The sequence below is a fragment of the Agrobacterium sp. LR_9 genome (assembly GCF_041954855.1).
Classification (GTDB): domain Bacteria; phylum Pseudomonadota; class Alphaproteobacteria; order Rhizobiales; family Rhizobiaceae; genus Agrobacterium; species Agrobacterium leguminum.
Window position 1 is genome coordinate 55,199 of the sequence record NZ_JAVAYA010000012.1, and the last position, 13,388, is coordinate 68,586.

Below are 13,388 nucleotides of genomic sequence, written 5' to 3' on the forward strand. Positions count from 1 at the left end.
CAAGGTTTGAGCACGCCGGGATTGTGCTCGATCACAATGAAGATTCGCACGGCAATCTGTGCATCTCTTCAGGGAACGTATTTTGTCCGCCCTCCTTCTTCTATTCCATCAGCATCGGATCCCGCCCGGCTGCGACGAGCACGGCCTGGATTTGAGCGTAGCGCGCTTCTTCTGCCGGCAGAGGCGGCGCGTCCTTGATGACCTGCGGCATTTGCTGGAATATCGTTTCGAAGAACACCCATTTGGTTCCAGCATCGCCACATTCAGATTTCGGAGAGTCGAGGGTTGGAAGGGAAGTCCACTCATGTTCTTTCATCTCTCCGTTGAACTGGGAGAGCGGCTGGATCGAAGAACGGTCGCCGGCAGTGCCGTCCAAGAATACACGCGGCACGACGCAAGCGGTATTCGTCTTCGCACGAAATACCTGCGTTATGCCTTTTTGGGACGTCACCCTTCCAGTTCGGGCCGACGAGGAGATAGTGGCCGGGCTTCGAGCCGTACATGGTTCCGATTTGCGCGGAACTGTCGGTTCGCAAGTCAGCGATCTGGTAGACCCAGAATCGATCGCCGAAGTCAGGAACCTTCACAACGACGGGCGCCTGATCGAGCGCAGCTATGCCAGCGCCGTAAGTAACATCCTGGTTTGGGCAGGCCGCCCACCGTTGTTGGTGCGGGCGTAGCTTCCGATCACGCGTTCTGATCCAATACCGAAGATCGGCACTGACACCTCCCTCGAGACAAGAAGCGGACTGCCGCTGCAGATCAAGTTGTCGAAGCCATTTGCTTCCACAAGGGTCAGCTGTTCCTTCATCGGCTGGTAGACAGCGTCGATATAGGCAACATTGAACTGTGGATGCTGACCTTTTTCGATCAGGGATGCACGTTTTAACGATCTCTTCGGTCGATTTTCCATCTGTCGCAGCAGCGACAAGATCGAGAATGCCAGCCTCGCCCGCAGCGTGAAGCGCCTCTTCGTCGCCTTTGAGGATAGCCACTACAGCTGGGCGTTCCCCCAAGCAGTGGTTTGCGAGCCACCGCCTGCTTGATGTCGTCCAGCATCGGAAGCAGGGCGAGCGGCATTGGGCATGTTGCACTTCCGCATCTGAAACTCCCCCAGCTGATGCGCCGGCTTGCAAGAGGCAAGACAGTTATAGAGATCACCTGCGTGGCTTAGAAGAGACGAATCGGAGAGATCGCCGCAGCTCCTGAGGTATCTTGTGAATCGATGGCAACAGATGCGAGGCTTGAGGGCGAGCAAGCCTCGACACGTCGCTACCGAGGCACAGCGCGCATGTGAGAAACTCGCCGCCAATTGCTGCATTGACCATCCCGTCCGTTCCCCATGAGTGGAACATTGTTCAGTTCGATGGTATGGTGGATCATCCCATACCCCCGCCCAACTACTGAATCTCGCATCGGTCACCGTTGCATTCCTTTTGGGAAAGAATTTTCATAACTATTAATCGCTTTTCTTGAACTTGCTTACCCCTTAGCTTTTTGAGACATCGACAGCCAAGGCGAACGGAATGTCTCTTCAAATATCAAATCGGGCGATTGCGCTAAAACCTTCGGCCAGTATCGCGGCCAAGAAAATGGTCTCGGATCTGCAGGTGCAAGGACACAAGATCGTAGACCTCACGATTGGCGAACCGGATATTCCAACCCCTAATCATATTGTCGAGGCTGCATTTGCTGCGATGAAAGCAGGGGACACCCACTATACTCCGTCTGCGGGAACGCCAGCGCTCCGCGCCGCCATTGCCGCCCATATCAATCGGGAAAAAGGGTTGGCAGCCGAGCCCGAGAATATTGCTGTCGGCTGCGGTGCCAAACAATTGATCTTCGAGGTCTTTTCAGCGACGCTGAACGAAGGCGACGAAGTGATTGTGCCCGCACCCTACTGGGTGTCCTACCCCGATTTGGCGACCCTGCATGGCGGTAAGCCCGTGGTCGTGATTTGTGGCGAAGAGGTAGATTTCAAGCTAACACCAACTGCGCTTGAAGCGGCAATTACCGAAAAAACCCGTTGGCTCGTTCTCAACACACCGAACAATCCGTCCGGCGCCATCTATTCCCGTGATGAGCTTTCGGCTCTGGGCGAGGTGCTGGGGCGCCATCCCGACGTCTGGGTGATGACGGATGAGATCTACGAGTATCTTTCCTATAATGATGAACGCGCGCCGAGCCTCATAGAAATCGTACCGTCACTCTTTGACCGAGCAATCATCATCAACGGCATGTCCAAAGCCTACGCCATGACAGGATGGCGTGTCGGCTACGCGGCTGGCCCAAAGGCGCTGATCGAGGTGGTCGTAAAGATGTTGAGCCAGAGTACGACGTGCGCAAGCTCGATCAGTCAAGCCGCCGCTGTCGCGGCGCTGAAGGGCGATCAGGCTTGCGTGCGTGAGGCAGCTGAAATGTATCGTCGCCGTCGCGACCGAATGGTCGAGATCCTGTCGGATGCTCCAGGCCTGTCGCCCCGCGCGCCTTCGGGAGCCTTCTATCTTTTCATCTCCGTCACCAACTTGATTGGTAAGAACACGCCTGACGGTAAGGAATTGCACACCGATCTTGACGTCTCCCTCTATCTTCTGGAGCAGGCCAAGGTCGCCGTCCTAGACGGGTCAGCCTACGGTGTTTCCCCCTATCTTCGGCTTTCCTTCGCAGCCTCCATGCAGGCCGTCGAGTCCGGAAGTCACGCAATTGTGGAAGCGGTCAAGGCTCTTCGCTGAGTAGCATCGTGTCGCACTCAATCCAGAAAGAATTTCGATGATCGGAAACCGTATACTCCCAAGCGCTCCGCAGGCAGACGCCGAACTCATCTCGGCCTATGCCAAGTCCTCGACTGCAATTATAAGCGACAACCTGGCTCGACTTCCGGGCGCCATCGGTGTTCGGCCTTTCCATAAGGTCAATGGCACGATGGCCGGAACTGCTTTGACGGTTCGTGTCGCGGCAGGCGACAACCTTCTGATTCACAAGGCGCTTGATCTTGCTCGTCCTGGCGATGTCGTCGTCGTAGATGGTGACGGCGAAACCAACCGTGCTCTGATCGGCGAGATCATGGCAACGATTGCGCAAACACGAGGCGCGGCCGGCATGGTGATCGACGGCGCGATCCGCGATGCTGGAGCATTGGCGAAATCGGAATTTCCGGTGTTTGCCCGCGCCGCCATCCATCGAGGGCCTTACAAAAACGGCCCAGGCGAGATTAACGTACCGGTCGCGATCGGCGGCTTTGTGATCGAACCGGGAGATATTGTCGTGGGTGACGAGGACGGCATTGTTGCCTTTCCGCAGGCCGTTGCTATCGAACTACTGAAGGCGGTCCATGCGCAGGAGCAAAAAGAAGAAGACATCCTGCGCAGCATTCGCCAAGGAACTTATACCGGCGCTTACGGAGCGCCAGGATCACCGTGATTTTGCCAGTTGCGGGAGTTTGCTAATGCGTGAAGGTGTGTAGAATCTCTTGCAAAAGAAACTTGGGGCGCAGCTCGCTTGATTACCTTCAAACAGCTTGAGGCAATTTACTGGATAGCCGATCTCGGGAGCTTCGCAGCCGCCGCCGCGAAACTCAATACGACGCAATCCGCCGTCTCGAAGAGGGTTCAGGAACTCGAGCAACAGTTCAACGTCGAGATTTTCGACCGTACCAAGCGTACCGCCAGGTTGACGGAAAAGGGCGGCGAAGTACTCGATTACGCCAAGCGTCTCCTGGAAGAGCGCGATCAATTCGTCGAACGAGTGAGTTCCAGTCAGGTCCTCCTGAGGCGTTTCCGCATTGGCGTGACCGAGCTCACGGCGATGACATGGCTTCCCGGCCTTGTTGGTATGATCAAGACCGAATACCCGCGCGTCAGCATCGAGCCCGAAGTCGAGCTCAGTGCCACGCTGTTCGATCGGTTGATGGACGACACGATCGATATGATTGTCATTCCAGACGTTTTCAACGACTCTCGCTGCGTCGCCGTGCCTCTCAAGGCGGTCGAAAACGCATGGATGGCCGCTCCGAGCCTCTATAAAGGGGAAGAAGAGCTTTCCATGACTGAGCTGGTCAATTTTACCATGCTTGTCCAGGGCAGTAGATCAGGTACCGGACTTGTGTACGGCCGTTGGCTGTCGAGTCATGAGGTCGCGCCCTCGAAGACCATTCACTGTGAAAGTCTCGTGGCACAGATTGGCTTTACCGTGTCCGGCCTTGGGGTGAGTTACCTGCCGGTACCAGTCACGGCAAAGCTTGTCAAAGACGGCCTCTTGCGACGCCTGCCGATGAAGACCAGGCTGCCGCACGTGCGGTATGCCGTCCTATATCGAATAGACCGTAGCTCGGACTTCAAGAAATCAGTTGCCGGTTTTGCCGAGCGGTGCTGCAATTTCGGAACCTTCTTCCTGCCAGCATAGTCAAAGCCGGGACAGGGAGACGATCTCGGCACCCGCTTCAAGAACGGCTGAACGTATGGTCTCACCAAGCTGTACGGCGCCCGGCGTATCGCTGTGGACGAGGATTGACTGGACAGACATCTTGATCTCCTGCCCATCCACGGTCACCACCGTCCCATCCTGTAACAGGCGGATGATCCGCTCGCGGATCTTCACCGGGTCTTTTACGATTGAACCCTGCTTTCCACGAGAGACCAGCAGGCCACGTTCGTCATAGGCCCGATCGGCCAAGAAAGAACTTACAACGTTCAATCCGTGGTTTCGCGCTGCCCTTTCCGCTTCCGTATTCGGCAGGGCCACGAAAATGAGGTCGCGATTGAAGGCCCGGACGGCTTTGAGCAACGCATCGGCGACATCGGCATCCACGAAGGAAAGATTGCCGAGCGCGCCGTGGAAGTTCGCGTGGGTCAGCCGATGCCCGGCGGCATCCGCGACGGCTGTCAACGCGCCGAGCTGATAAAGCGTCATCAATTCAAGCTCGCGCGGCGAGAACGCCATATGTCGGCGGCCAAATCCCTGTCGATCAGGATAGCCAACGTGTGCGCCGACATCGACATTGTTCTTTAGCGCCAACTGCACGGTGCGGTCCATGACCACCGGATCGCCAGCGTGATAGCCACAAGCCACATTGGCGGAGGACACCAGAGACAGAATGCTCTCGTCGTCGGCAGCACTGTAGATGCCGAAACCTTCGCCGAGGTCGGAATTGATATCGATCTTCATCGCGCACTACCTTGTTGTGGAGTGATCTGAAAAACCACGTCGCCGTAACCGACCAGTGCCTTCTCGCGGTATCCGCAGCTTTTTAAAGTTCCGCGCCGTGGGGCGCGAACGGCCTTCATAACTGGTCCGAGCCGCACAAAGGCCAGAATCTGCCCCGCATTCACCACCGTTCCATCGTCTATCAACAGGTTTTCCGGCTGGTGAAATTCGCCGAAACTCGGAGCTCGGACTGCTTCCGGGCGGGGCTGCTCGGGTTGAGCCTCGATAGTGGAAGCGGCTCTAAACTTGCTGCGGCCAGGCTTGAGCTTCAGCAATATCCTCGCCTCACCATCGCACCACTCCAACTCTGAGACGCCGTGTTCTGACGCATAGCGAGCAAGTGAAACAAGCTCGGCATTATGAAGCGACTTAAATTCCTTGCCTTTAGCCATCACAATGCCTTCCTGCTCTTGCCGACTTGTGAAAACACCTCAGCCATGCACGCGTTCTGGTCGCCCAGTGCCGCGATTGCCTCCTGGCGGGAGACCTCGACAAAGCGTAGCTTGCCGCCCAGCCTTGCCTGACCCAAGCGCCATAGATCAGCCGTGATGGCAACGCCGATCTTCGGGTATCCGCCGCAGGTATTGGCATCACTTAACTGGATGACGGGTTGGCCCGACGGTGGCACCTGGATCGTACCAGGCATTATGCCGTGTGAGCGCAGTTCCAGCTTGGCTTTCAGGTCCAAGACCGGTCCAGCCAGACGATAACCGATACGGTTGCTATCCGGTTGGATAGTCCAGGCCTCGTCTCGAAACAAATCGAGCGCCGTGTCCTCGAAGGACGAGTATTCGGCTGCAGCAAGAAAGCGCACGGAAACGTCGTCAGGATAGCCAGCTTCGTAGAAGGAGGAGAGCGCGCGCGGATCGAGACCGAAATCCGAAGCGATCGGCGAGGTATCCGGCGTCGCGAGCGGGAGCCGGTCTCCAGCTCGAAGGGCACGTCCGCAAAAACCACCGAAGCCCCCCTTCATATCAGTGCTGCGGGAGCCGAGAACCTGCTCAACGGCAAGTCCGCCGGCGATCGCGAGATAGGTTCGCATGCCGTGCCGTGGAGCGGTTGCCTTAAGGACCTGTCCCGCCTTGGCGTGAGCAGACCAGAAGGGTGGAATTTCGACACTGTCCAGCTTTACCGCACAATCGGCGCCGGCCAAAGCGAAGATGGTATCCTGCTCGAAGCGAATTTCGAACGAGCCGATCGTGAATTCGATCGAAGCCGCTCCGTCGTCATTGTCGACAAGCCTATTGGCGATGATGAGCGCGAGCGGATCCATGGCGCCACAAAAGCCGACGCCGATATCATAATAGCCATGGCGACCAAGGTCTTGGACCGTCGCGAGCGGCCCGGGTGCGACGATCTCAATCATGGTTCCAAACTCTCAATGCAAAAACGGATGACGTCACCCGGTGCCAGCAGCGCCGGGGACGAAGCGACAGGATCGAAAAATCTAAGATCCGTCTTGCCGATGATGTGCCAACCGGAAGGCGACGTCTTGGAAATGACCCCCGCCTGCGCGCCGCCGATCACGACTGACCCTGCTTCCACCCGCGTCCGCGGCACGTTGCGGCGCGGCACGGCGAGCGACGGATCGAGGCCCGCCAAATAGCCGAAACCCGGTTGGCTGCCGAGATTGAACACTGTATAGCGGCCTTCGCTGTGCCGGCGGACATAATCTTCCGGGGAAAGTCCGGCTACCTCGGCGACATGGACAAGGTCGATCCCATGTTGCCCGCCGTAATGTACTGGCACCTCGATCTCCCGACCAGCGACGCTATACACACGAAGCCCGTTCCAGCAGGTCTCGATCTCATTCAACGCCTCAGCCCCACCAATAGCGGCTGGATCGATCATGACGAGTAGGTTGTTCATGCCGGGCACGACTTCCCGCACGAAAGCGCGGGTTTTCAGTTGCTCGGCAAGCGCCCAAAACCTTTCCTGCAATTTGAGATCAATAGCTGCGTGTCCAGTGTCGCAGAGAATGGCCTGCTCGCCCATCCAGCTCAGCTTAAGGGGCTCAATCGTCATGGTGGCGCGTCTCCAGCCAATGTTCGAGGTGGTGGATACCGACATTGCCGGCGACGAAATCCGGGTTCGTCATTATCTCGCGATGCAGCGGGATGTTGCACGTGATCCCGTCAAGGACGGCCTCCCCGAGTGCTGCCTTCATGCGCGCAATTGCCTCGCCACGAGTTTCACCATGGGCAATGACCTTGCCGATCATGCTATCGTAATGCGGCGGCACGACGTAACCGCTTTCCACATGGGTGTCGACACGGATGCCTGGACCGCCCGGCGCATTCCACCGCTGGATACGGCCGGGACTGGGGTGGAAAGTGTAGGGATCTTCCGCATTGATCCTGCATTCGATCGCATGCCCCTGCCGAACGATGTCCTTTTGCTCGAAGCCGAGGCGCTCGCCACCGGCGATACGAAGTTGCCAGCCGACTATATCGATACCCGTGACGGCTTCCGTTACAGGATGCTCGACCTGAACGCGGGTGTTCATCTCGATAAAGTAGAAAGCTTTGTTTTCGTAAAGGAACTCAAAGGTTCCCGCCCCGGAATAGCCTATGCTGCGGCAGGCGGCTGCGCATTGCTCGCCCACTTCGCCAATCAAATTGCGTGAAATCCCGGGCGCGGGAGCTTCTTCGACGACTTTCTGGTGACGGCGCTGCAATGAACAGTCGCGCTCACCAAGCCAGACAGCATTGCCGTGATTATCCGCCAGCACCTGAATTTCCACATGGCGCGGGGCCTGGAGAAATTTCTCCATATAGACGGCGGGATTGCCGAATGCGCGTCCCGCTTCTTCTCGCGTGGTGACGATGGCTTCAGCGAGCTCGTCAGCGGATCGGACGATCCGCATGCCGCGTCCACCGCCGCCACCAGCTGCCTTGATTATGACCGGATAACCGATCTCATCTGCCATGTGAGCACAATGGATAATATCATCCGGCAGTGCTTGGTCGCCGCCGGGGACGCAAGGGACACCTGCGGCCTTCATCGCTTGCTTGGCCGCGATCTTATCGCCCATGGTTTCGATCGAAGTAGCTTTGGGGCCGATGAAGGCCAGACCAGCCTCCTCCACGGCTTTCGAAAAGGCCGCGTTCTCCGAAAGGAACCCGTAGCCGGGATGGATAGCATCTGCCCCCATGAGTTCGGCGGCCTGTAGAATTTTCCCTATGTTGAGATAGCTATCCTTTGCCGGCGCCGGCCCGATGCAGAGGCTTGAAGTTGCTTTTTGCACATAGGGCGCATCGCGATCCGCATCGGAGAAAATTTGTACGGACTCGATCCCCAGAACCCGGCACGCGCGTTGAATACGAACGGCTATTTCACCCCGGTTCGCGATAAGAACTCTCTTCAGCATCAGCCACGTTCCCTAAACCGCAAAGCGGTCACGATGCGATTTCGAACGATGCGGCACCAGCTTCAACTGATACACCGTCTTCCACAAGAACAGCAGTAACTACGCCGTCTTCAGCAGCCTTTACGGGCGTCAACATCTTCATTGCCTCGATTAGCGCCAATGTCTGACCCTGTGTAACCTTATCCCCTACTTTCACGAAAGGCGGTTCCCCGGGACTTGCAGAGCGATAGAATATCCCGGGCAGCGGCGCTTCCACCAGATTATTTTTGCCGCGACCAAGGGTGTTCGGCGGAGCAGATTCTTCCTCTTGAGCGACCGCAGTCGCGTAACTCTTTTCCGACGCGTCTCCGCTTGAATAGGAACTTGATTCCTTCACAATTTTTAGGTGAACGCTTCCCTCGGTATATTCCAATTCCGAAACGGAGGCTTCGTCCACCGCCTTGATTAGGCCTCTGATCTGTTCGACGTTCATTTCAATCCCTGTCAAACAGGCGCTGTGAGTGTCACAGCGCCTTTATTTGAATCCTTCTTAGATAGCTTTCCGTTGGGCAGCAGTCTCCGCGGACGAACCATCCAGCGTATCGGCATCGATCTCCTCGAGGCTCTTACGGTTGGTTTCCACAGCAAGCGTTGCGATCATCAAGGCCTGCACGACAAGAAGCGCCGCTACCGTGCCTACGACCGCCACGAGGCCACCAGCCTGGACCAGATAGACCGACACAAACGGAATGCCGATCGACGTTAGGCGGCCCGCTGTAACTGCCCAGCTCGTGAGACGCATGCGAACCTCTGTTGGAAACAGCTCCGGCAGATAGCCGGCCTGAACGACAGAGACCAGGAAGTAGACCAAACCGAACATCAAAAAACCGAGCGCGGTGGCGATTTCCTGCGATTGGACCAGGGCGAAGCAAGGACCGATGATGGCACCAAGGATCGAAGCTCCGATGATCGCGGGCTTGCGACCAATGCGGTCCGTCAAGAAGTAGGCGGCGAGCGCACCTGCAGGGCCGCCAAAGGTCATGAGAACGGACTGACCGAGCGACTTGTTAATCGGAATGCCTTGTTTCGCGAGAAAGGTTGGCAGGAGGGCGATGAAGCCGTAGATAGCTGCGCTTTGAACGATCTGAGTCACGGCGCCGATCGCAAGCGGCTTGTGGAAACGGGCAGCGAGAGGGTTGATCCTGCCCATCAACGCTGGTTGCTGAGAAAGAGCGATAGGAGCAAGTGTTCCGACATTTGTTTCGGATTCGATCTTGGTGACGATCGCATCGGCTTCCGCCTGCTTTCCGTTCCGTTCCAACCAACGTGGAGACTCGGGAATATTCTTGCGTGCGATGAAGACGATGAGACCACCAATGCCCGCAATAATGAACATTGCACGCCAACCCAGTGATGGAATGACGATCCAGCTAGTCAACGTCGCAGCAAACAGGCCGAACTGCGCGATACAGGATAGCAACGCAGCCCAGCGACCGCGATGGCTCGGCGGTACGAATTCGCTCAACAGCCCGTAACCGATCACAAGCTCCGCCCCTAAGCCGATACCGGTTACAAAGCGGGCGACGATAAGCCATTCCATCGTCGGCATGAACGCGCAGGCAATCGACGAAAGGCCAAAGACCAGAAGATTGAACTGGTAGGTAAACTTCCGACCGTAACGGTCGCCGAGGATGCCGGCCATGACAGAGCCTAAGAGCATGCCGAATGCGGTGGCCGAAAGAAACGCGGCGTTCTTGTCGACCGTCGACCATCCATCCTGAAGTAGGGCACCTAGTACAGAGTTCGCGAGATAGATGTCGAAGGCGTCAAAGAAGAGGCCCGCCCCGACGAGCATAAGAATTCTCTTATGGAAGGGTAGAATTGGCAGCCTGTCCAAGCGTTGCGAGACTGTCGCGGTTTTCATTGCCTTGTTCCCCAATTGATCTTTATGGGCAAAGAATGACAAAACCCAATCGCAAGAAAAAGCGATATTAACGCATCTCGAAATATCGCTTTTCGGAATGTTCCTGCGCTTCTTTTGTTGGCGGCAGAAGTCTACTGTTCGAGTGTTCGAATACGTCGCACTCGTTCTCTTAATGGTAAGATCAATGTATCGATAGGCATAATCGTCAGGACATGGTTTAGCACTTGCAGCGATCGCCGTTCGCGCAAAAAGTCGATCACAGTCTTCTTTTATACCGCACCGCTATTACAAGGTGCTGACGCATTTCGTGACCGAAAACGTATGTGCAGGGCGCAGATTGTGCTTAATGGCCGACACCCACTCGGCACAAGCCGAGAACTCCCGGTCATCCCGTCAAGCGATGCGCTGAGCGTCTGTTCAGTTTCAGCAAGAGTACGGCAGCGATCGTGGCATCCGGCTCGCGGTTGGCTGCGTCCGGCAATCGAACATTTTTTGCAACCTCGCGCACTGCGTTCTGTCCCTCCTCTGCCGGACTGACCTGTCCAGAGAGCGGAGACGACGCCGGTTCGATCCAACGCGATGACGATAGCAGTTGCCCCAAGGTTACGGGCAGCGAGGTTCGCAAGTGTGCCATCCTGAGGTTGCCGACGGGCGTTATCCAACGCGCGAAGGCTAGATGCGTGGCGCTGCCCTGTCCCTTCGTAAATGGATATCGAACTCTGCCTCGGTCTTGCTTCTGATTTCCGCGAGGGTGACCCCGTCGGCAATCTCCACGAGCGTCATCTTAGGCCGCCCCTTCCTCGCGACTTCGAAAACGGCGAGGTCAGTGATGACGAGATCGATAACCCGGCGGCCCGTCAGCGGCAGGGTGCATTCCTTGAGAAGCTTAGACTTTCCCTTTGCTTCATGTTCCATGACGACGACAACACGCTTGACCCCAGCAACTAGGTCCATTGCTCCACCCATGCCTTTCACCATTTTGCCGGGAATCATCCAGTTGGCGAGATCGCCACTTTGAGACACTTGCATCGCACCCAGGATCGAAAGGTCAATATGTCCCCCTCTGATCATGGCGAAGCTATCGGCTGAGGAAAAAAAGCTTGTCTTTGGCAGAGCCGTAATGGTTTGCTTGCCGGCATTGATGAGGTCTGCATCTTCCTCTCCCTCAATAGGAAAAGGCCCCATGCCCAGCATGCCGTTTTCGCTCTGAAGGGTGACCTCCAGTCCGTCGGGAATGAAATTGGCCACCAATGTGGGAATGCCGATGCCGAGGTTAGCATAGAAGCCATCTTGCAGTTCTTTCGCGGCCCGCGCTGCCATCTGATCACGTGTCCAGGACATGTCAACGAATCTCCATCTCGCGGGAACGCACTGTGCGCTGCTCGATCTGCTTCTCTAAATCCAACACATGAACGATCTTGTTCACGAAAATACCCGAGGTATGGACAGCGTCTGGGTCCAAGCTGCCGTCGGGCACCAAATGCTCCACCTCTGCAACTGTCATGCGGGCCGCAGTCGCCATCACCGGATTGAAGTTGCGGGCTGTTTTGCGGTAAATCAAATTGCCCTCGTGATCCGACTTCCATGCGTGGATCAGGGCGACGTCAGCCACAAGCCCGGTCTCCAAAATGTAATCGTCGTCGCCAAAACGTCGGCACTCCTTCCCCTCCGCGACCAGAGTGCCTACACCTGTTTTCGTATAAAAAGCTGGGATTCCCGCACCGCCAGCGCGAATTCTTTCGGCAAGGGTTCCTTGTGGGTTGAACTCGATCTCGAGTTCCCCAGCTAGATACTGCTGGGCAAAGAGCTTGTTCTCGCCAACGTAGGAGGAGATCATCTTCCGTACCTGCCGCGTTTCAAGGAGGATCCCCAAACCGTAGCCGTCGACCCCGGCATTATTCGAAATAATCGTGAGGTCCCTGGCACCCGAGAGGCGGACAGCCTCAATTAGTGTGACCGGTATGCCGCATAGCCCAAAGCCCCCGGACATTATTGTCACTCCGTCGTGTAGTTCGCCGGCCAGAGCTTCTGTTGCATTGGTGCATATCTTCTTCATGTTCTCCTCCATAAAGGTCGCGCCCAGGGGACGCGCCCAGAAGACAGGATCTGGCTACAACGCTTCAGGCTGATCATCAGCGTTCGCTTTCGGTCAACATTGCCACCGCCCGGCACCATCCGGCCGAGCCGCCACGAATCTTGACCGGCAGGCACGAGATTGTGAAGCCACGCGCCGGCAGTTGATCGAGACAAGTTAGCTTTTCCATGTGCAGAAACACGCCCTCTCGCCCTGCTTTATGGCCTTCCCAGATCAGACGGGCGTTTCCGGTGGCAGCGAAGCGCTTGGCGGTGATCGGAAACGGTGCATCCCAAGACCAGGCGTCGGTACCGGTGATATGTACGCCTTGCGACAAGAGCCAGAGGGTCGCTTCACGGCCGATGCCGCAACCCCGTCCGATATAGTCCGGCCGCCCGTAGGCTTCGCCGGCGGAGGTGTTGACGATAACGATGTCAAAGGCTTTCAGGGGAGCGCCCGTTGCTTGGACGGCGGCGCGGATTTCGTCGACGGTGACGACATGACCATCCGGCAGATGACGAAGATCGAGCTTGACGCCGGGCCGGATGCACCAATCAAGTGGAACTTCGTCGATAGTCCAGGCGCGCTCACCACCATTCATGGTAGAGGCGAAGTGCCAGGGCGCGTCGAGATGCGTACCCGCGTGCGCCGTCAGCGTCAATTGTTCCACCGCCCAACCTTCCGCTCCCGGCAGGTCCTCCCGGTCGAGCCCCGGGAAGAAGCGCATCACCTCTCCCGCTCCGGCTTCATGATCGGAATAGACGATTTTCGGCCCGAGCCCAGGCGGGTCCGCGGGGGTATCGTTATCGATGGCCACGGACAGATCAACGATTTTCATG

General features: G+C 57.0%; 16 protein-coding genes. 3 read left to right on the plus strand and 13 right to left on the minus strand.

The window, feature by feature from the left end:
• Positions 1-100 precede the first annotated feature (100 nt).
• From RAC79_RS15165 to RAC79_RS15175, 3 genes are read right to left on the minus strand one after another with little or no spacing between them, the layout of a single operon-like run.
• Entirely contained in the window at positions 101-376 is a 276-nt protein-coding gene (locus tag RAC79_RS15165) for a hypothetical protein (RefSeq protein ID WP_307008486.1), read from the minus strand.
• A complete protein-coding gene (locus RAC79_RS15170; protein ID WP_373426380.1) occupies positions 303-701 on the minus strand; it encodes a DUF1254 domain-containing protein in 399 nt (132 codons plus the stop codon). Before RAC79_RS15170 ends, RAC79_RS15165 begins: the two co-directional genes overlap by 74 nt.
• Positions 614-931: a hypothetical protein gene (locus tag RAC79_RS15175; RefSeq protein ID WP_307008484.1), complete on the minus strand. Its 318-nt coding sequence runs from the start codon at positions 929-931 to the stop codon at positions 614-616. The genes RAC79_RS15170 and RAC79_RS15175 overlap by 88 nt, the downstream gene beginning before the upstream one ends.
• 595 nt (positions 932-1,526) lie before the next feature.
• Here RAC79_RS15175 and RAC79_RS15180 point away from each other — a divergent pair.
• The 3 genes from RAC79_RS15180 (at position 1,527) to RAC79_RS15190 (ending at position 4,401) form a co-directional block, all read left to right on the plus strand.
• Complete coding sequence (locus tag RAC79_RS15180) at positions 1,527-2,732, plus strand: pyridoxal phosphate-dependent aminotransferase (protein WP_307008482.1); 1,206 nt, start codon at positions 1,527-1,529, stop codon at positions 2,730-2,732.
• Between the two features lie 37 nt (positions 2,733-2,769).
• The gene (locus RAC79_RS15185) at positions 2,770-3,420 is read left to right on the plus strand and encodes an RraA family protein (protein ID WP_142187790.1); all 651 of its coding nucleotides are present in this window, start codon (positions 2,770-2,772) and stop codon (positions 3,418-3,420) included.
• Between the two features lie 78 nt (positions 3,421-3,498).
• Positions 3,499-4,401 carry a LysR family transcriptional regulator gene (locus tag RAC79_RS15190; protein WP_142187791.1) on the plus strand — a complete coding sequence of 301 codons (903 nt, stop codon included), beginning with the start codon at positions 3,499-3,501 and terminating at the stop codon, positions 4,399-4,401.
• On the opposite strand, the gene RAC79_RS15195 is transcribed toward RAC79_RS15190, so the two are convergent.
• The 10 genes from RAC79_RS15195 to RAC79_RS15240 all read right to left on the minus strand — a co-directional run bounded on the left by RAC79_RS15195 (position 4,402) and on the right by RAC79_RS15240 (position 13,387).
• Positions 4,402-5,163 carry a LamB/YcsF family protein gene (locus RAC79_RS15195; RefSeq protein ID WP_307008477.1) on the minus strand — a complete coding sequence of 254 codons (762 nt, stop codon included), beginning with the start codon at positions 5,161-5,163 and terminating at the stop codon, positions 4,402-4,404. It lies immediately after the preceding gene.
• Positions 5,160-5,594 (minus strand): biotin/lipoyl-containing protein, encoded by a 435-nt coding sequence (locus RAC79_RS15200; protein WP_307008476.1) that lies wholly within the window; start codon positions 5,592-5,594, stop codon positions 5,160-5,162. The genes RAC79_RS15195 and RAC79_RS15200 overlap by 4 nt, the downstream gene beginning before the upstream one ends.
• Positions 5,594-6,568: a biotin-dependent carboxyltransferase family protein gene (locus RAC79_RS15205; RefSeq protein ID WP_307008474.1), complete on the minus strand. Its 975-nt coding sequence runs from the start codon at positions 6,566-6,568 to the stop codon at positions 5,594-5,596. The genes RAC79_RS15200 and RAC79_RS15205 overlap by 1 nt, the downstream gene beginning before the upstream one ends.
• Complete coding sequence (gene pxpB / locus RAC79_RS15210; RefSeq protein WP_307008472.1) at positions 6,565-7,227, minus strand: 5-oxoprolinase subunit PxpB; 663 nt, start codon at positions 7,225-7,227, stop codon at positions 6,565-6,567. The genes RAC79_RS15205 and pxpB overlap by 4 nt, the downstream gene beginning before the upstream one ends.
• Entirely contained in the window at positions 7,217-8,572 is a 1,356-nt protein-coding gene (gene accC / locus RAC79_RS15215) for an acetyl-CoA carboxylase biotin carboxylase subunit (RefSeq protein WP_307008470.1), read from the minus strand. The genes pxpB and accC overlap by 11 nt, the downstream gene beginning before the upstream one ends.
• Before the next feature lie 28 nt (positions 8,573-8,600).
• Positions 8,601-9,044, minus strand: a complete 444-nt coding sequence (locus RAC79_RS15220) for a biotin/lipoyl-containing protein (protein ID WP_307008468.1) — start codon at positions 9,042-9,044, stop codon at positions 8,601-8,603.
• A 57-nt stretch (positions 9,045-9,101) separates the two neighbouring features.
• Positions 9,102-10,475, minus strand: a complete 1,374-nt coding sequence (locus RAC79_RS15225; RefSeq protein WP_142187864.1) for an MFS transporter — start codon at positions 10,473-10,475, stop codon at positions 9,102-9,104.
• Positions 10,476-11,147: 672 nt separating this feature from the next.
• Complete coding sequence (locus RAC79_RS15230) at positions 11,148-11,816, minus strand: CoA transferase subunit B (RefSeq protein ID WP_374997205.1); 669 nt, start codon at positions 11,814-11,816, stop codon at positions 11,148-11,150.
• A gap of 1 nt (position 11,817) precedes the next feature.
• Positions 11,818-12,531, minus strand: coding sequence for a CoA transferase subunit A (locus tag RAC79_RS15235; protein ID WP_307008463.1), 714 nt, complete (start codon positions 12,529-12,531; stop codon positions 11,818-11,820).
• Between the two features lie 76 nt (positions 12,532-12,607).
• Positions 12,608-13,387, minus strand: coding sequence for a cyclase family protein (locus tag RAC79_RS15240; RefSeq protein WP_307008460.1), 780 nt, complete (start codon positions 13,385-13,387; stop codon positions 12,608-12,610).
• Position 13,388: the final 1 nt, after the last annotated feature.